16 protein-coding genes are annotated in these 15,564 nt (G+C 70.2%); 7 read left to right on the top strand and 9 right to left on the bottom strand.

What is annotated here, in order from left to right:
• Positions 1–119 precede the first annotated feature (119 nt).
• The 6 genes from ACGF0J_RS19920 to ACGF0J_RS19945 all read left to right on the top strand — a co-directional run bounded on the left by ACGF0J_RS19920 (position 120) and on the right by ACGF0J_RS19945 (position 4,496).
• Positions 120–1,340 carry a helix-turn-helix domain-containing protein gene (locus ACGF0J_RS19920; protein WP_393147746.1) on the top strand — a complete coding sequence of 407 codons (1,221 nt, stop codon included), beginning with the start codon at positions 120–122 and terminating at the stop codon, positions 1,338–1,340.
• A 115-nt stretch (positions 1,341–1,455) separates the two neighbouring features.
• Positions 1,456–1,746, top strand: a complete 291-nt coding sequence (locus tag ACGF0J_RS19925) for a hypothetical protein (RefSeq protein WP_393147748.1) — start codon at positions 1,456–1,458, stop codon at positions 1,744–1,746.
• Positions 1,743–2,030 (top strand): hypothetical protein, encoded by a 288-nt coding sequence (locus ACGF0J_RS19930; RefSeq protein ID WP_393147749.1) that lies wholly within the window; start codon positions 1,743–1,745, stop codon positions 2,028–2,030. The genes ACGF0J_RS19925 and ACGF0J_RS19930 overlap by 4 nt, the downstream gene beginning before the upstream one ends.
• Before the next feature lie 142 nt (positions 2,031–2,172).
• A complete protein-coding gene (locus ACGF0J_RS19935; protein WP_393147750.1) occupies positions 2,173–2,388 on the top strand; it encodes a DUF397 domain-containing protein in 216 nt (71 codons plus the stop codon).
• A gap of 81 nt (positions 2,389–2,469) precedes the next feature.
• Complete coding sequence (locus ACGF0J_RS19940; RefSeq protein WP_393147751.1) at positions 2,470–2,865, top strand: hypothetical protein; 396 nt, start codon at positions 2,470–2,472, stop codon at positions 2,863–2,865.
• Positions 2,866–3,248: 383 nt separating this feature from the next.
• Positions 3,249–4,496, top strand: coding sequence for a S1C family serine protease (locus tag ACGF0J_RS19945; protein ID WP_393147753.1), 1,248 nt, complete (start codon positions 3,249–3,251; stop codon positions 4,494–4,496).
• Positions 4,497–4,618: 122 nt separating this feature from the next.
• On the opposite strand, the gene ACGF0J_RS19950 is transcribed toward ACGF0J_RS19945, so the two are convergent.
• From ACGF0J_RS19950 to kdpF, 5 genes are read right to left on the bottom strand one after another with little or no spacing between them, the layout of a single operon-like run.
• Positions 4,619–7,156, bottom strand: a complete 2,538-nt coding sequence (locus tag ACGF0J_RS19950) for a DUF4118 domain-containing protein (RefSeq protein ID WP_393147755.1) — start codon at positions 7,154–7,156, stop codon at positions 4,619–4,621.
• 1 nt (position 7,157) lies between these two features.
• The gene (locus ACGF0J_RS19955; RefSeq protein ID WP_393147757.1) at positions 7,158–8,018 is read right to left on the bottom strand and encodes a potassium-transporting ATPase subunit C; all 861 of its coding nucleotides are present in this window, start codon (positions 8,016–8,018) and stop codon (positions 7,158–7,160) included.
• Positions 8,019–10,139, bottom strand: a complete 2,121-nt coding sequence (kdpB, locus tag ACGF0J_RS19960; RefSeq protein ID WP_393147759.1) for a potassium-transporting ATPase subunit KdpB — start codon at positions 10,137–10,139, stop codon at positions 8,019–8,021.
• 2 nt (positions 10,140–10,141) lie between these two features.
• On the bottom strand, positions 10,142–11,803 hold the full coding sequence (gene kdpA, locus ACGF0J_RS19965; protein WP_393147761.1) for a potassium-transporting ATPase subunit KdpA: 1,662 nt from the start codon (positions 11,801–11,803) through the stop codon (positions 10,142–10,144).
• Positions 11,803–11,892, bottom strand: a complete 90-nt coding sequence (gene kdpF / locus ACGF0J_RS19970; protein WP_393147763.1) for a K(+)-transporting ATPase subunit F — start codon at positions 11,890–11,892, stop codon at positions 11,803–11,805. Before kdpF ends, kdpA begins: the two co-directional genes overlap by 1 nt.
• Positions 11,893–12,209: 317 nt before the next feature.
• Between kdpF and ACGF0J_RS19975 the strand changes: the two genes are divergently transcribed.
• Entirely contained in the window at positions 12,210–12,815 is a 606-nt protein-coding gene (locus ACGF0J_RS19975; protein ID WP_393147765.1) for a hypothetical protein, read from the top strand.
• Positions 12,816–12,933: 118 nt separating this feature from the next.
• Here ACGF0J_RS19975 and ACGF0J_RS19980 read toward each other — a convergent pair whose 3' ends face one another.
• Genes ACGF0J_RS19980 through ACGF0J_RS19995 form a run of 4 tightly spaced genes read right to left on the bottom strand, consistent with a single transcriptional unit; the run spans position 12,934 to position 15,488 of the window.
• Positions 12,934–13,674 (bottom strand): ABC transporter permease, encoded by a 741-nt coding sequence (locus ACGF0J_RS19980; protein ID WP_393147767.1) that lies wholly within the window; start codon positions 13,672–13,674, stop codon positions 12,934–12,936.
• Positions 13,667–14,548 carry an ABC transporter ATP-binding protein gene (locus tag ACGF0J_RS19985; protein ID WP_393147769.1) on the bottom strand — a complete coding sequence of 294 codons (882 nt, stop codon included), beginning with the start codon at positions 14,546–14,548 and terminating at the stop codon, positions 13,667–13,669. Before ACGF0J_RS19985 ends, ACGF0J_RS19980 begins: the two co-directional genes overlap by 8 nt.
• Positions 14,545–14,880 (bottom strand): transcriptional regulator, encoded by a 336-nt coding sequence (locus ACGF0J_RS19990; protein WP_393147771.1) that lies wholly within the window; start codon positions 14,878–14,880, stop codon positions 14,545–14,547. The genes ACGF0J_RS19985 and ACGF0J_RS19990 overlap by 4 nt, the downstream gene beginning before the upstream one ends.
• Positions 14,865–15,488 carry a hypothetical protein gene (locus ACGF0J_RS19995; RefSeq protein WP_393147773.1) on the bottom strand — a complete coding sequence of 208 codons (624 nt, stop codon included), beginning with the start codon at positions 15,486–15,488 and terminating at the stop codon, positions 14,865–14,867. The genes ACGF0J_RS19990 and ACGF0J_RS19995 overlap by 16 nt, the downstream gene beginning before the upstream one ends.
• Positions 15,489–15,564 lie beyond the last annotated feature (76 nt).

The raw sequence follows: 15,564 nt of genomic DNA on the forward strand, positions 1-15,564 counted from the left end.
CCTCGGCCGCCTGATACTCGGCGGCCAGTTCGTGTCACAGAGCCGTTCTTCCCATGGCACGTGAAAGGTCCTGAGCCTTAGCCTGAGTCTGTCGAGGACGTCAGGAAAGGCCAGGACCTATGTCCCCTGAAGCTAGCACGGGAATCGACCAGAACGAGGCGATAGGGCGGCGTATCGCGCGCAAGCGCCGACGCGCAGACCTGACTCAGCAAGAGCTGGCTGATCTCGCCTACGTGAGCCGCAGCCTGATCCAGCAGGTAGAGACGGGGAAGAAGCCCGCGACGCCGTCCCTCGTCGCGGCCATCGCGACAGCTCTGCACCTCGACCCGGCAGAGCTCTACGGCCAGCCGTACCGGGGCGCCACTGCTCACGCCGACCGTATCCACGCGGGGATCGCGGAGATACGGCGGGCCCTGTCCTACATCGACTCTCCGCCGGAGTTGGAAGCGCCGCCCCGCCCCCTCGACACGCTTGCGGCCGAAGTCGAGACGCTGCGCCGTCTGTCCCTCGACGCCCGCCACGTGCAGGTGAGCGCCCGTCTCCCGGCCGCGCTCGCCGAGCTGTCGGTCCACGCCTACGAGCGGGATCAGCCCCGCGCGTGGCGGCTGCTCAACGGCACGCAGGCCATCGCCGCGTCGCTGGCCCGCCGCCTCGGCTACAACGATCTGGCCGCCTTCGGCATCGAACGGGCCGCCACGGCGGCGGCACGTTCCGACGATCCCAACCTCTCCCACCTGGTGCAGCTTTCCAGGGCGCTGCTCATGATGACCGCCGGCGCTTGGGGGCCGGGCTTGAAGCTTGTGCGCCGCGCCGGTGACGGCATGGATCGCGACACCATGGAGGCCCGGGTCGTGTACGGCGCTCTCCAGCTCCGGGCCGCCGTGCTGTCGGCACGGGCCGGGAACCAGAGCGACGCATGGGAGCACTACGGGCAGGCCACCGACGTCGCGGGCAGCCTGCCGCCTCGTGTCCCGGACTTCTACGCCCTGCAGTTCAACGGTCCCAACGTCGGAGTTCACGGTGTCGCGGTCGCTGTCGAGCTGGGGGACTTCGACGAGGCGATCCGGCGTGACGAGGACCTCGCCCGCCAGTGGCGTCGGTCCGCGTCCGGCCTGCCTCCCGAGCGCCGAGCACACCACGAGATCGACATGGGCCGCGCGCTGGTGTCGGCGGGCAAGTACAGCCAGGCGCTCCAGCGGTTGGCCCGCGCGGACAAGACAGCGCCGCAGATGACCAGGTACCACCCGATGGCGCGCGAGGTCACCCAGCGGCTCAGCGACCACTACCGGCGGATGCCCGAGCCGTTGCGGCTCCTGATGAGCCACATGGGGATGTCCTAGCAGCCGTCTGTCAAGGCACACGATGCACACAGCTCGTGTGCATTGACGCCCTTTTACAGATCTACCGTGCTCCCGAGATCACTGAAAGTGACGACGGACGAGCGCGGAGATGCTCATGGCGACCTTGCACGATGGCGCGGACCTCGCCGCGGACGCGCTGTACGCATGGGCTGTGAACGCCCATGGCCGCGGTGCCTGCGGCGTGGCCGACAGACCTGACATCGCAACGGGCCGGCTGAAAAGCGCGTTCGCCAGCATGCCGGACGGGCCGGCCAGCGGCAGCGTCCGCCAGGTGCGCGTTGACGTTCTCGCCAACTCGCCCGGCTACACCCCCGGCCGCGTGCTGATGCGGGCCCACCGGGACGAGAGCGCCGGGGCGCTCGTCTTCGAGGCTGGCGAGCGATGACGACGAACGCGTCAGGTCTGCCGACCGAACACGCCTCACACCTCGTCGCGCGGCAGCTCGCCATCCTGCGCACCACATATCCCGGGTGGGAGATCCAGCGTGTCTACCTCGGCCCCGGCGAGGTGACGTGGACGGCCACTCTCCGGCGCGACACCACCGCCAGCATGCGGGCGGCGGGCGTCGCGCCGCACATCGAGCGAACCGACGCGCCGTCCCTGGCGTCCGTGCTCGCCCTCCAGGCCGCGCTGATCCACAACCATCGGGCGCACGTCTGGCCCGCATAGACAGCCCGGTCTGTCGTCGTTGCAGGACAGCGGCGGGCCGGGTGGGTGGCCCTTGTCCCCGCGGCCTCTGAGGGGACGGCGGACGGGGCGGGGCCACCATCCAAGCGCCCCCGACAGACGGGGGTCCGGCGAGAGGAGAACCATGAATCTGTACGAGCGCAAGCTGGACGACGCGCCGTTCCGCAAGCTGTGCGGCGGCAACAACAACGAGGACGGCGAAGGCGAGAGCTGCGTCGAGATCGCCCCGATTCCCGGCGCCGACGACGCGTTCGCCCTCCGTGACTCGAAGAACCCCGGTGCCGGGACGCTCCGGTTCACGGGTGACGAGCTGCGCGCCGCCGGCATGCGCACCCTGTAGGCGCCACCGATGACGGCGGCCCCTGCCTGATCCAAGCAAGCAGGGGCCGCCTACCCCTTACCCTACGGAGACTCGAAACTCATGCACTGGCACGCCTATCAGTGGATCGGCAACGGCACCGACCGCGCCAACGAGGGGGACCGCCGGCCTACGTCGCCGCACTTCCTCACGAACCCGCTGCCGCCCATGAGGACGGGCGATTGGCTGGCCAAGTCGCCGTCGCTGATCGCCGCCACGTACGAGGACGTGGACGTCGCGGTCAAGTGGCTGTCGGCCGGGTACGGCAAGGCGAGCGGCTCCCTCATGCACCCAGACCGCATCGAGCTTGACGCCCGCCTGGAGTGGGCGGCCGACGCCCTGCGTCTCGGTGTGGATGTGCAGTGGAGCGAGTGGCTCAAAGGCGGGCGGTTCCTCACCTTGGGCTTGATCTGCTGTCCGAACAGGCACGTATTGCACCCCTGCCCGGAGCGGCGATAGACGCCTCAGATGTCCGTAGGTTCCTCACAGCTTTACCGGACACGGCCGGCCCGCCGGGACACGGGCACGGCCAACAAGACGAAGCCCCCGTTACTTCCCCAGGTGGGGAAGTAACGGGGGCTTCGGTCTACGGCTCGCGCTTCCGCTGAACAGGCGCATGACGAAGCCGGCCCCGGCTCCACCGTGGATGGTGGAGCGGGGGCCGACTTCGTTTGTGTGCGGGCCGCCCGAGATCTTTTCCGGCGGCCCCGGCTCGGGTGACCGAGCCCTCACCAGCAGTGATAAGGCGTCCGTCAGGCTTCTCGTCCTGCTCCGATCACCGCCTTAACCTGCACTTACGCGGGTCTTGGCACCCTTGAGTCATCGGGATTCGAGGAGATGACATGAACGCGAACGAGCCTGGCGAGCAGAACAACAGCGGCTGGAGCCAGTTCGGTGACACCCCGCCCACGGCGGGTGGGTTCCCCCGGCGGGACACCCGGCAGATGGGCCTTCCCACGCCCCCGCCTCCGACGGCGGCCAAGCCCCGCTTCTCTCCCGGTAGGAAGACCGTGGCGGGGCTCGCCCTCGCCGCGATGGCGCTCGGGGGCGGCGTGGCGGGGGCCGCCGTGGCCACCGCCTTCCAGCCGGAGAGCGGCACGGTCGCCGCCGCTCCGGCCCCGGCGTCCTTCCGGCAGGCGTCGAGCACGCTCACCGTGGCCGACGTCGCGCAGAAGGTGGAGCCGTCGGTCGTGATGATCCAGGGCAACAGCGGCGAGGGCTCGGGCGTGGTCCTGTCGGGGGACGGGCTGATCCTCACCAACAACCACGTGGTGCAGGGCGCCATGCAGGGCGGGCTGCGGACCGGTGACGCCCAGTTCATGGTCAAGTTCAGCGACGGCAAGACCGCCAAGGCGTCCGTCGTCGGCACCGACCCGTCGACCGACCTCGCGGTCATCCGCGCGGAGGGCGTCTCCGGGCTCACCGCCGCGACCATCGGCAACAGCGACTCGCTGCGGGTCGGCGACGCGGTGCTGGCCATCGGCAGTCCTCTCGGCCTGCAGGGGTCGGTCACCGCCGGCATCATCAGCGCCCTGGACCGTACGCTGACCGTCGGCGGCGAGCAGCAGCAGATGCCGCCCGGCTGGGGGCAGCGCGGCCAGGCGGGTGAGACCACCACGATCGGCGGCGCGATCCAGACCGACGCGGCGATCAACCCCGGCAACTCCGGCGGCGCCCTGGTCGACGCGGCCGGCCAGGTGGTGGGCATCAACACCGCCATCGCCACCGGCGGCGGCACCGGCAACATCGGGGTGGGCTTCGCCATCCCCATCAACACCGCCAAGCAGGTGGCCGACCAGCTCATGAACGGCGGCAAGGTCACCCACGCCTTCCTCGGGGTGAGCGTCACCGACGCCACCGGCGACGTGCCCGGCGCTCTCGTCCGTCAGGTGACCGCCGGCAGCCCGGCGGACAAGGCCGGCCTCAAAGAAGGCGACCTCATCACCAAGCTGGGCGACAAGCCGGTCGATGGTGGAGATACAGTGGTTGGGCAGGTCAGAGGTTTCAAAGTGGGCCAACAGGTTCAGATCACATATGTGAGGGACGGCAAGGAGCAGACCGCCACCGTGACCCTCGCTGAGAAGAAGTAACACAGACCCCCTCACGGACGGGTGTGCCGTCGAGATCGCTGCGGACTCGGCGGCACACCCTCCCCGTTGCGCGGCCGTCCGGCCGAGGGCCTGCGACTCGTCGTCGACGACGAGGATCTCGGTCATGAGGCCGTCGCCCGGGACGAGATGGGCATGTTGACGATCATCGTGACGCCTCCTCCTGGTGTCTCCTCGGGTGTGAGTTCGCCGCCCATGGCCTCGGTGAGGCCGCGCGAGAGCGCCAGGCCGAGACCCACGCCCGTGTGGTTGTCCCGGTCGCCGAGCCGCTGGAACGGCAGGAAGATCCGGTCGTGGACCTCGCGCGGGATGCCGGGACCACGGTCGATCACCCTGATCTCCACCTCACCGCCGTGCCAGCTCGCGGTGACCAGCACTTTCTGGTCGGCCGGGCTGTAGCGCACGGCGTTGGTCATCAGGTTGACCAGCACGCGCTCCAGGAGCGCGGGGTCGGCCACGATCTCCGGCAGCTCGACGGAGATGTCGCCCTCGACACGCTCGCGCAGCGGCCCGAGATCGTCGATGGCGCGGGGCACCACCTCTTCCAGGGCGACGGGCTGCAACGACAGGCCGAGGACGCCGGCCTGCAGGCGGCTCATGTCGAGGAGGTTCTCCACCAGCCGGTCCAGTCTGGTCAGCGACTCGTCGGCGGTGGCGAGCAGCTCGTCGCGGTCCTGGTCCGTCCAGCTGACGTCCTCGGCGCGCAGGCTTTCGACGGCGGCCTTGGCGGCCGCGAGCGGAGTCCTCAGGTCGTGGCTGACGGCGGCCAGCAGCGCGGTGCGCATCTTGTCGGCTTCGGCCAGGGGTTTGGCCAGCTCGGCCTCCTCCTGGAGGCGTTCCTGGCGCAGCGCGACGGCGGCCTCGGCGGCGAAGGCCTCCAGCACCCGCCGGTCGCCGGCGTCCAGCAGCCGGCCGCGGGCGGCGAGCACCAGCTTCTCGCTGATCACGACGTCGGTGTCGGCCGCGGCGGGCGCCGTGCAGGCTGCGGTGCCGGAGGTGGCGATGACGCGCCAGGCTTCGGGTTCGGCCTGGTCGTCCGCGGTGGGTTCGCTGACGCGTTCGAGCAGGGTGACCGAGTCGAGGCCGAACGTCTCGCGCAGCCGGCCGAGCAGCGACGGCAGCGCGGCCTCGCCCCGCAGTACGTGCCCGGCCAGGGTGGACAGCGCCTCGGCGTCCGCGCCGGCCTGGGCGGCCTGACGGGTACGCCGGGCGGCCAGGTCCACGATCGTGCTGACGGCGGCGGCGACCAGGATGAACACGATCAGTGCGAGCAGGTTCTCCGGATCGGCGATGGTCAGGCGGCCGATGGGCGGGGTGAAGAACCAGTTGAGCAACAGCGAGCCGCCCACGGCCGTGGCGATCGCTGGCCACATGCCGCCGATCAGCGCGACACCGACGACCAGGCACAGGAACAGCAGGATCTCGCTGGGCAGCGAGATCACGTCGCGGAACGGCGTGAGCGTGGCGGTCAGTGCCGGCATGCCCGCCACCGCCACGGCCCATCCGGTCAGTCGGCGCTTCCTGGTGAGTGCGGCGCGGGTGGGTCCGAGGCGGCGGCGGCCCTGTTTGGCCTCCTCGTGGGTGACGAGGTGCACGTCGATGGAGCCGGACCGGGCGGTGGTCTCCACGCCGACGCCGCGGGAGAGGATCTGGGCGAAGCGGCCGCGCCGGGAGGCGCCGAGGACGAGCTGGGTGGCGTTGACGCCGCGGGCGAAGTCGAGCAGGGCACGCGGGACGTCGTCGCCGACGACCTGGTGGTAGGTGCCGCCCATGCTCTCCACCAGAGTGCGCTGGCGGGCCAGGTTGGCCGGATCCGTGCCGGCCAGCCCGTCGGCGCTGGTGACGTGCACGGCCAGCAGGTCGGCGCCTTTGGTGCGGGCGGCGATGCGGGCGGCCCGCCGGACCAGGGTGTCGCCCTCCGGACCACCGGTAAGGGCGACCACGACGCGTTCGCGGGTCTCCCACGTGGTGCCGATGCCGTGGTCGGCGCGGTAGCGGTCGAGCTGCTCGTCGACCTTGCCCGCGACCCACAACAGCGCCAGCTCGCGCAGCGCGGTGAGGTTGCCGACGCGGAAGTAGTTCGACAGCGCCGCGCTGACCTTCTCGGGGGCGTAGACGTTGCCGTGCGCCATGCGGCGGCGCAGCGCCTCGGGTGACATGTCGACCAGTTCGATCTGGTCGGCCCGCCGCACCACCTCGTCGGGGACGGTCTCGCGCTGGGGGATGCCGGTGATCTGCTGGACGACGTCGTTGACCGATTCCAGGTGCTGGATGTTGACGGTTGAGACGACGTCGATGCCGGCGTCGAGGATCTCGTCGATGTCCTGCCAGCGCTTGGCGTTCTTCGAGCCGGGAACGTTGGTGTGGGCCAGCTCGTCGACCAGCGCCACCTTCGGCGCGCGGGCGATGACCGCGTCCACGTCCATCTCGGTGAACGTCGCTCCCCGGTGGACGAGCGTCCTGCGGGGGATCACCTCCAAGCCCTCTAGCAGCGCCGCGGTGCGGGGGCGGCCGTGGGTCTCGACGAAACCCACGACCACGTCCCGGCCGCGTTCGCAGGCTCGGCGGCCTTCACCGAGCATGGCATAGGTCTTGCCGACCCCGGGCGCCGCGCCGAGGTAGACCCGCAGCCGCCCTCGCATCTCAGGCTCCGTCGAGTGCGAGGTTGAGTTCGAGCACGTTCACCGCCGGTTCGCCCATGAAGCCGAGCGCCCGGCCGGTGGTGTGCTCGGAGATCAGCTCCTTGACCCGTGGGAGGGAGAGGCCGCGTTCCTTGGCCACGCGGGGCGCCTGCAGGCCGGCGTAGGCGACGGAGATGTGCGGGTCCAGGCCGGAGCCGCTGGCCGTCACCGCGTCCGCCGGGATGGCGGGCGTTGCGGCGTCGCCGCGGACGGGCACGGTCCGACCGGCCGCGTAGTCCTCGCCCGCCTTGGCGCACTCCACCGGCAGCCCCTGGTAGGTGGCCACGAACGGGGCCGCCGGGCAGGCCTGGTTGACGCTCACGGCCCGGTCGGGGAAGACCTTCAGCACCGCGCCTACCCCGTCGGGGGTGCAGTACGGGCGGGCGCCGCTGACGCCCTCCAGCTCGCTGATCGCCTGGGAGCGGGCGCACACCTGGGTGAGCAGCGACTGCCTGCCCTGGTCCGGATCGCCCTCCTCGTCCTTGGCGCCGGGGACCGGCAGCACGTCCACGATGTCCTCGGGACCGAGGTTGCCGGCGCCGGTCGAGGTGGGGTCGTAGCCGTCACCGGCGGCCGACGGGCGGGGCTGGAAGTACGTCCTGACCGGGTTGCCGCCGGCGTCGGTGAAGGACTGGCCGATGAGCGCGCTGCCCACGTCCCTGCCGTCCTTCCGGACGATCGAGCCGTTGGCCTTGTCGTTGAACAGGGCCTGGGCGACGCCGGTGGTGACCAGCGGATAGACCAGGCCGAGCAGCAGGGTCAGGACGACGACGGCCCTGAGCGCGGCGAGATGCCGGCGGAGCCAGCTGGGCATGCGGTCCATTTATGACATCCCCGGGAGGAATTGAACGAGCAGATCGATGATTTTGATACCGATGAACGGCGCGACGATGCCGCCGAGGCCGTAGCCGTAGAGGTTGCGTGACAGCAGCTTGGACGCGCTGGACGGCCGGTAGCGGACACCGCGCAGGGCCAGCGGGATCAGCGCGATGATGATCAGCGCGTTGAAGATGACCGCCGACAGGATGGCCGACTGCGGGCTGGCCAGGCGCATGATGTTGAGCGTGTCCAGGCCCGGGTAGACGGCCGCGAACATGGCCGGGATGATCGCGAAGTACTTGGCGATGTCGTTGGCGATGGAGAAGGTGGTCAACGCGCCCCGGGTGATGAGCAGTTGCTTGCCGATCTCGACGATCTCGATGAGCTTGGTCGGGTTGGAGTCCAGGTCGACCATGTTCCCGGCCTCCTTGGCGGCGCTGGTGCCGGTGTTCATGGCGACGCCGACGTCCGACTGGGCCAGGGCGGGGGCGTCGTTGGTGCCGTCGCCGGTCATCGCGACCAGGCGGCCGCCTTCCTGCTCCTTCCTGATCAGGGCGAGCTTGTCCTCCGGCGTGGCCTCGGCCAGGAAGTCGTCCACCCCGGCCTCGTCCGCGATGGCCTTGGCGGTCAGCGGGTTGTCACCGGTGATCATGACGGTGCGGATGCCCATGCGGCGCATCTCGTCGAACCGTTCCCGCATGCCCTGCTTGACCACGTCCTTGAGGTGGATCACCCCGAGCACCCGGCCCTTCTCCGCCACCACCAGGGGGGTGCCGCCGGAGCCGGAGATGCCGTCCACGAGGTGGCCGATCTGATCGGTTGGATGCCCGCCGGCGTCACGCACCCACTTCATCACCGCGGTGGCGGCGCCCTTGCGGACCGCGCGGCCGTCCAGGTCGACCCCCGACATGCGGGTCTGGGCGGTGAACGGCACCCACTCGGCGTGCGCCAGCTCGCCCGGCTGCCGCTCGCGCAGGCCGTAGCGCTGCTTGGCGAACACCACGATGGAGCGGCCCTCGGGGGTCTCGTCGGCCAGGCTGGACAGTTGCGCCGCCTCGGCCAGTTCGGCCTTGCTCACCCCGTCGACCGGGACGAACTCGGCCGCCTGCCGGTTGCCCAGGGTGATCGTGCCGGTCTTGTCCAGCAGCAGCGTGGACACGTCGCCGGCCGCCTCGACCGCACGGCCGGACATGGCCAGGACGTTGCGCTGGACGAGGCGGTCCATGCCGGCGATGCCGATGGCCGACAGCAGGGCGCCGATCGTGGTCGGGATGAGGCAGACCAGCAGCGACACCAGCACCACGCCGGTGACGCCGTCGGCGTCGAGCGCGAGGGAGTCCGGCACGCCAGGGTTGCTGAGCTTGGAGTAGATCGCCAGCGGCTGCATGGTGACGGTGGCGACCAGGAAGATGATCGTCAGCGCGGCGAGCAGGATGTTGAGCGCGATCTCGTTCGGCGTCTTCTGCCGGTTCGCGCCCTCGACGAGGGCGATCATCCGGTCGATGAAGCTCTCACCGGGCTGCTGCGTGATCCGCACGACGATGCGGTCGGACAGCACCTTGGTGCCGCCCGTCACCGCCGACCGGTCGCCGCCCGACTCGCGGATCACCGGCGCCGACTCGCCGGTGATGGCCGACTCGTCCACGCTGGCGATGCCCTCGACGACGTCGCCGTCACCGGGGATGATCTCTCCGGCCTCGACGATCACGTGGTCGCCCTGCCTGAGCTCCGGCGCGCGGATCAGGTCCCACTCCGTCGATGTCCGGCTCTTGAGGCGGCGCGCCCGGGTGTCGGTCTTGGCCTTGCGCAGGGTCGCGGCCTGGGCCTTGCCGCGGCCTTCCGCGACGGCCTCGGCGAGGTTGGCGAAGACGACGGTCAGCCAGAGCCACACGACGATGGTCCAGGCGAAGAACGACGGATCGACGACCGCGAGGACGGTCGTGAAGACCGCGCCGACCTCCACGATCAGCATGACGGGGTTGCGCCACAGCGTGGCCGGGTTGAGCTTCTTCACCGCGTCCGGCAGCGACCTGACCAGTTGCCTGGGGTCCAGCAGCCCGCCGCCTACGCGGCCGTTCTGAGGCGCGGGAGCCTTGCCCGGCGCTTCGAGCACTGGGGTGGACATGGTCACGAGAGTCCTTCCGCGATGGGGCCGAGCGCGAGCGCCGGGAGGAAGGTGAGCGCCACCAGGATGATCGTCACGCCGACGACCATGCCGACGAACTGCGGCCGGTGGGTCGGCAAGGTGCCCGCGCTCACCGGTACGGGGGCCTGCGCCGCCAGCGAGCCGGCCAGTGCCAGCACGAGGATGATCGGCAGGAAGCGGCCGAAGGTCATGCACAGGCCGAGCGCCACGTCGTACCACGGGGTGTTGACCGTGAGCCCGGCGAAGGCGGAGCCGTTGTTGTTGGAGGCGCTGGTGAAGGCGTAGAGCACCTCGGACAGGCCGTGCGGCCCGGTGTTGAGCATGCCGGCGCGCCGCTCCGGCGAACCCATCGCGAACGCCGTCCCGAGCAGCACCAGGGTGGGGGTGACGAGGAAGTACAGCGAGGCCAGCTTGATCTGGCGGGCGCCGATCTTCTTGCCCAGGTACTCCGGCGTGCGGCCGACCATCAGGCCCGCCACGAACACCGTGATCACGGCCAGGACCAGCATGCCGTACAGGCCCGCGCCCACGCCGCCGGGCGCCACCTCGCCCAGCATCATGTTGGCCAGGGTCATCATGCCGCCGAACGGCGTGTAGGAGTCGTGGAAGGAGTTCACCGCGCCGGTGCTGGTGAGCGTGGTGGAGGCGGCGAAGGTGGCCGAGTTGGAGACGCCGAAGCGCACCTCCTTGCCCTCCATGGCCGCGCCTGCGGCCTGCGGCACGGTCGCGTGGCCGGACAGCTCGAAGACGTTGGTGAGCAGGATGCCGCCGAGCGCGATCACGCCCATCACGGCGAGGATCGCGTACCCCTGCCGCACCTGGCCGACCATCTTGCCGAAGGTGCGGGTCAGCGCGAAGGGGATCACCAGGATCAGGAAGTTCTCGAACCAGTTGGTCCACGTGGTGGCGTTCTCGAAGGGGTGCGCGGAGTTGGCGTTGTAGAAGCCGCCGCCGTTGGTCCCCAGTTCCTTGATGACCTCCTGCGAGGCGACCGGCCCGCCGGTGATCGACTGTGTGCCGCCGGTCAGCGTGGTCACCTCGTGCGGGCCGGCGAAGTTCTGGATCAGCCCGCCGGCCACCAGCACCAGCGCGCCCACGAAGGCGATCGGCAGCAGGATCCGGACCGAGCCGCGGACGAGGTCCACCCAGAAATTGCCGATCGTGTCGGACTTGCGGCGCGCGAAGCCGCGCACCAGGGCGATGGCCACCGCCATGCCCACCGAGGCCGAGACGAAGTTCTGCACCGCCAGGGCGCCCATCTGGGTCAGGTGGCCCATCGTGGACTCGCCGGAGTACGCCTGCCAGTTGGTGTTGGTGACGAAGCTGATCGCGGTGTTCCAGGCGATGTGGTCGGTCACCGGCTCCATGCCCACGCTCAGCGGGAGCCTGTCCTGCAGTCGCTGGACGGCGTACACGAACAGGATGGAGATCACGGAGAAGGCCAGCAGGCTGCGCGCGTACACGCTCCAGCTCTGCTCGGCGTCGGCACGCACGCCCAGGAGCCGGTAGATGCCGCGCTCGACGACGTTGTGCCTGGTGGACGTGTAGGACCGGTGCATATGGTCGCCCAGCGGCTTGTAGGCCAGGGCGAGGGCGGCGATCAGGGAACCGATGAAGATCATCCCTGCGGTGGTCGTACTCATCAGAAGCGCTCCGGGAAGAGCAGGGCCGCGACCATGAAGATCATGAGGGCGACCACCACGATGAGGCCGGCGGCGTTGACGGCACTCACAGCCGTTCCACCGCCTTGACGGCCAGCCCGAAGATCGCGAATATCGTGATCGTCAGGGCGACGAAGATGACGTCAGCCATCCCCACTCCTCGAATCTGTGACTGGGTGTCGCAGCCGCCGCTGTCCGGACGTCTGCAAGCTCAGCAAATCGCGAGATTTAGGGGCTTTTGTCGTTCTTGACGGGATTCATACGGCCAACGCCTGGATATTGACGCCGTCTCTACGTCGCGGCTTGTGCAGCCCTTTTCGCGGCGTACGTAGATATCCCGGCACAGGTCCTGTCCTCATCGCCGATCGTGCAACCGCAAGGAGTAGCCATGTTCCAGCCTGGCGCCCGCCTTGAGTTCGTCTCCGCTGACGGGCCCGTACGTGAGCCGGTGACCAAGATCGGCGGGCAGCCGGTGTGGCTGGAGGAGCCGCAGTGGCCATCCTCAGGTATCACCGGCGAACCCATGCAGTTCTTGGGCCAGTTCACGATCGGCGGCGGCCGCCTGGCTTATGTGTTCATGGGTGATGAAGATCTCTCCGCGCTACCCGAGGGTGGGGAGAACGCGGTGGTGATCCAACCCGGCGGCCGTGTCCCGGACTTCGTGACCGTACGGGCGCGGGCCGAGGGGCCTGCGGCGTGCGTGGACCATCTGCCCCGTTCGGCGGAGGACGACACGTCGGTCTTCCTCGGCGGCCCTGGGGTGGAGCCGGATTGGATACACGAAGAGCGGTGTCCGGAAGAGGGCTGGACGCTGGTGGTCCAGCTCACGTCAGAGCTGCAGGATTGGCTGCCCCCGGACGGACTGACGGAGCATGGGGTCTCGCAGGAGATCGTTCCTTGTTACGGCGCCTGGGATCGAAGCGGGTGGGGGGCAGGCTGGGCCTTCGTCTCGAAGGACGGAAAGGAGGGCCGCTTCCTGTGGGATTGCGTGTGAGGCCGTACTCACCCCGCCGGCCGGTCGCGGCCACCCCGTCCACCAGGCGGGGGAGTACGGAGCCGAATGCCGCTGCCCGGGCGGATCCGAAGCGTGATCGCGCGGCCTCACGGGAGCGCTAGGAGAAGCGGCGGCCCTCGTCGCGCCGGTAGGCCCAGGCGGCGCCGGCCGCCGCGGCGACGGTCCATCCGCACAGGGCGACCAGGGACACCGGGGCGGGTGACGTGCCCGTGGTGGCGCTCCAGACCAGCTCGACGGCGCCGCGGCTCGGCATGAAGGGCGAGAGGGCCTGGACGAACCCCGGCATGAACTGCGGCGGCAGGAACAGCCCGCCCAGGATCGCCATCGGGAAGAACAGCAGCTGCGACACCCCGATGGCCGCCTTCGACGACAGCACGAAGCCGAGCAGCAGGCCCAGCAGCATGAACGGCACCGACCCGGCGAGCAGCGCCGCCAGGCCGAGCAGCAGCCGCGGCACGGTGATGGCCGCCTCGGTGAACAGGGCCGCGATGACCAGCACCGGGATCACCGCCAGCAGCATGACGCCCATGGTCGTCAGGATGCGGCCGGCGAAGCGGGGCAGCGGCCCGGCGGGCAGCGTGCGCAGGTAGGGGTTCCAGGGCTGCTCGCGGTCCTGTGCGACCGAGATGCTCAGCCCCATCAGCGACGCCGACATGGCGCCGATCATCATCATCGACCCCGTGGCCGTCGTCGAGGCCACCGGATCGTCGGCCGCGAACGGCACGACGAAGGCCAGCATGGACGCCGCCGGGAAGAACGCGCTGGACACCAGCCCGATCGGCACCCGGATCTGCTCCAGCATCTGGTAGCGGGTGTGGGCCAGCACGAGGCTAGACAAGGGTGCTCTCCTTCGCGGTGATGGTGAGGAAGGCCTCTTCGAGGGTGGTCGGCCGGATCTCCAGCCCGGAGAACGGGGCGCCGCTGCGCACCAGCTCGACGACGAGCCGGTCGGGGTCGGTGGTGAGCAGGTGGACGCGGTCGCCCTCGCGCTCAGAGCCGAGCACGCCAGGCAGGTCCGGCAGAGCGTCAGCGGACAGGGTGACCCGCCGCACGCCGACCATGTCGCGGATGGCCGGCACGGTGTCGTCGGCCAGCACGCGGCCGTGGCCCACGACCACGACCCGCTGCGCGAGCGCCTCGATCTCCTCCAGGTAGTGGCTGGTCAGCAGGATGGTGCCGCCGTCGTCGTGGAAGGCCCGGATGCCGTCCCACAGCGCCCGCCGTCCCTCCACGTCGAGGCCGGTCGTCGGCTCGTCGAGGAAGACCAGCTTCGGCCGGCCCGCGAACGCCAGCGCCACGGCCAGCCGCCGCTTCTGCCCGCCGGACAGGCCGCCGATCTGCCGCCTGACCAGATCCTGCAGCCCGAACCGGTCGAGCAGCTCGTCGCGTCCGGCGCGGCGCGGGAAGTGCGCGGAGACGAAGTCGACCACCTCGCCCACCCGCAGCGCCTCCGGCAGACCGGTCTCCTGCGGGGTGACGCCGATGTCCCGCCGTACCGCCGGGTCCTGCGGGGAGCCGCCGAGCAGCTCCACCGTGCCGGAGGTGGGCCTGCGCAGGCCGGTGAACAGGTTGATCAGGGTGGACTTGCCGGCGCCGTTCGGTCCGAGCAGGCCGACCAGCTCGCCCGCCCCGATGTCGAGGGAGACCCGGTCGAGGGCCAGGACGTCGCCGTAGCGGCGGGTGGCCTCGGTCGTTCGGGCGAGGACGGTCATCGCGAACCTCCAGCGGTGTCGAGCAGCGCGCGGATCGCCTTGGTGTACTCGTCGAAGGCGAGCCGCCCGCGCTTGGTCAGGGCGACGTAGGTGACCGGGGTGCGGCCCCGGTGGGTCTTGGTGATGCGGACGTATCCGGCGTCCTCGAGCTTGGTGAGGTGCACGGACAGGTTGCCCGCGGTCATGCCGAGCAGGTCCTTCAACGCGGGGAAGGCCATCTCGTCGCCGTCGGCGAGCGTGTTGAGCGCGGCCACCACGCGCAGCCTGGCCTGGGCGTGGATGACGGGATCGAGCTCGGGCAGCGGGCCGTCGGCCGTCACCCGCGCCGCCACAGCCAGAAGCTCACGACGACGAAACCGCCGCCGAGGAACACGGCCGCCAGCAGGGCGTGCCAGCCGGCTCCGAGCACGACGCCGACCGCGTTGACGGCCAGGACGCAGACGCCGACGAAGAACATCGACCAGTCGAGCCAGAGCGCCCCGCCGGCCATGTAGAGGACGCCCACCACCAGCATGGACACCGCGGCCCAGAGCAGGCCGCTCTCGGCGGGCGGGAGCTGCGGGGACATACGGCTCGCGACGACCACCATGAGCATCATCCCGGCGAACCACGCGTAGCCGTACATCATCCCGCGGGCGGAGCTGTCACCGCGCACCTGGCCGCTCATCCGGGTGATCCCGTACGCGGCGACGCCTCCGGCCAGCACCTGCAGGCCCAGCATCACGCCCACCGCCTGCATCTGGGAGATCGCCAGGTAGGGCTCGCCGTCGAGGCCGTAGTGCAGGAACAGCGTGCCGAACCCGAGCAGCCAGGCGACCCCCCACGGCGCGTACATCAGCCGTGGATCACCCTTGAGGCGTCTGACGGTGTCGGCGCGCTGCCGCTCGATGAGGCGCAGCATCTCCTCGGGGCTCGGCGCCGCGTCGCTGTCGTCTGCCATCTCAAACCTCTCTCACCATCAAACTGGTTTGAATCGTAAACCTGTTGGCGTCGCGAACGCAAGGGCGGCGGTTCGG

Origin of the sequence: Nonomuraea sp. NPDC047897, assembly GCF_043204415.1 — a bacterium.
Taxonomy (GTDB): Bacteria; Actinomycetota; Actinomycetes; order Streptosporangiales; family Streptosporangiaceae; genus Nonomuraea.

What these genes read in the sequence shown, in the direction of transcription:
- ACGF0J_RS19930 (WP_393147749.1), top strand. Translation starts at nt 1,743, where the DNA reads ATGACGACGAACGCGTCAGGTCTGCCGACCGAACACGCCTCACACCTC.
- ACGF0J_RS19950 (WP_393147755.1), bottom strand. Translation starts at nt 7,156, where the DNA reads ATGCGAGGGCGGCTGCGGGTCTACCTCGGCGCGGCGCCCGGGGTCGGC.
- kdpB (WP_393147759.1), bottom strand. Translation starts at nt 10,139, where the DNA reads ATGTCCACCCCAGTGCTCGAAGCGCCGGGCAAGGCTCCCGCGCCTCAG.
- kdpA (WP_393147761.1), bottom strand. Translation starts at nt 11,803, where the DNA reads ATGAGTACGACCACCGCAGGGATGATCTTCATCGGTTCCCTGATCGCC.
- ACGF0J_RS19955 (WP_393147757.1), bottom strand. Translation starts at nt 8,018, where the DNA reads ATGGACCGCATGCCCAGCTGGCTCCGCCGGCATCTCGCCGCGCTCAGG.
- ACGF0J_RS19975 (WP_393147765.1), top strand. Translation starts at nt 12,210, where the DNA reads ATGTTCCAGCCTGGCGCCCGCCTTGAGTTCGTCTCCGCTGACGGGCCC.
- ACGF0J_RS19935 (WP_393147750.1), top strand. Translation starts at nt 2,173, where the DNA reads ATGAATCTGTACGAGCGCAAGCTGGACGACGCGCCGTTCCGCAAGCTG.
- ACGF0J_RS19940 (WP_393147751.1), top strand. Translation starts at nt 2,470, where the DNA reads ATGCACTGGCACGCCTATCAGTGGATCGGCAACGGCACCGACCGCGCC.
- ACGF0J_RS19945 (WP_393147753.1), top strand. Translation starts at nt 3,249, where the DNA reads ATGAACGCGAACGAGCCTGGCGAGCAGAACAACAGCGGCTGGAGCCAG.
- ACGF0J_RS19920 (WP_393147746.1), top strand. Translation starts at nt 120, where the DNA reads ATGTCCCCTGAAGCTAGCACGGGAATCGACCAGAACGAGGCGATAGGG.
- ACGF0J_RS19995 (WP_393147773.1), bottom strand. Translation starts at nt 15,488, where the DNA reads ATGGCAGACGACAGCGACGCGGCGCCGAGCCCCGAGGAGATGCTGCGC.
- ACGF0J_RS19985 (WP_393147769.1), bottom strand. Translation starts at nt 14,548, where the DNA reads ATGACCGTCCTCGCCCGAACGACCGAGGCCACCCGCCGCTACGGCGAC.
- ACGF0J_RS19925 (WP_393147748.1), top strand. Translation starts at nt 1,456, where the DNA reads ATGGCGACCTTGCACGATGGCGCGGACCTCGCCGCGGACGCGCTGTAC.